The organism is Thiomicrospira sp. (assembly GCF_036568485.1).
Taxonomy (GTDB): Bacteria; Pseudomonadota; Gammaproteobacteria; order Thiomicrospirales; family Thiomicrospiraceae; genus Thiomicrospira.
The window spans coordinates 1-1,080 of sequence record NZ_DATCSL010000107.1 but is presented as its reverse complement, the minus strand read 5'-3'; the positions used below and the strand labels follow the sequence as shown (position 1 = coordinate 1,080).

2 protein-coding genes are annotated in these 1,080 nt (G+C 43.3%); both read left to right on the top strand.

Annotated elements, in window-relative coordinates; genetic code table 11:
- Positions 1-468 (top strand): elongation factor P maturation arginine rhamnosyltransferase EarP (gene earP, locus VIM91_RS10165; protein ID WP_331864708.1); only part of this gene is annotated, 468 nt, incomplete at its 5' end.
- Between the two features lie 32 nt (positions 469-500).
- Complete coding sequence (efp, locus tag VIM91_RS10160) at positions 501-1,061, top strand: elongation factor P (protein WP_331864707.1); 561 nt, start codon at positions 501-503, stop codon at positions 1,059-1,061.
- The last annotated feature ends 19 nt before the right edge of the window (positions 1,062-1,080 follow it).

Below are 1,080 nucleotides of genomic sequence, written 5' to 3'. Positions count from 1 at the left end.
TTAAGCAGCGCACAAGATTATTTTAATCAACCGCTTAACGCCGGAGACACGTTACAACAGGGCCAAATGCGCTTGCATATTTTGCCGTTTTTACCCCAAGCGCAATACGATTATTTATTGTGGTTATGTGATCTTAACTTTGTACGTGGCGAAGAATCTTTAGTTCGTGCCCAATGGGCGGGCAAACCATTTATTTGGCATATTTACCCAACCGAAGACGATGCGCACTGGACTAAGTTAAATGCGTTTTTTGATGCTTACAGCCAAACTCTCAATCTAGCCGCGCGCCAAGCGCTATATGAATTTCAAGCTGGTTGGAATCACCAACAACTTGATCACCAGGCCTGGTGCTCGCTCATAGCGCACTGGCCAAGCTTAACGACCCACGCCGAGAACTGGATAAATCACTTAGAAAATTTAGGCGAACTTTGCTCAAATCTAGTCAAGTTTGTTAAAAGCAAGGTATAATGCGGCGATTTTTAAATTTTTAGGAAACAAGCATGAAAACAGCACAAGAGTTTCGCGTTGGTAACGTGATTATGATTGGCAATGAGCCAATGGTTATTTTAAAGACCGAATTCAACAAATCTGGCCGTAACTCAGCGGTCGTAAAAATGAAAATGAAAAACCTACTGAACGACAGCGCAAGTGAGCAGGTTTATAAAGCAGACGACAAGTTTGACCAAGTCATTCTTGAAAAGAAAACTTGTACTTACAGCTACTTCGCTGATCCTTTGTATGTTTTCATGGACGAAGAATACAACCAGTACGAAATCGAAAAAGATAACTTAGGCGACGCCCTAAACTACATCGAAGACGGCATGGAAGACCAGTGTGAAGTGACCTTCTACAACGAAAAACCGATTTCGATTGAATTACCGATCATCATCGTGCGTGAAGTAGCTTATACCGAACCAGCCGCGCGTGGCGATACCTCTGGTAAAGTAATGAAAGTCGCTCGCCTACATAACGGTGCCGAGCTTCAAGTAGCGGCGTTTGTTGAGATTGGCGATAAAATCGAAATCGATACCCGTACTAACGAATTCCGCAAACGCGCTTAATTCGTCAGGCTTAAAACGC

Coding starts and splice junctions, on each gene's coding strand:
- efp (WP_331864707.1), top strand. CDS start 501: ATGAAAACAGCACAAGAGTTTCGCGTTGGTAACGTGATTATGATTGGC.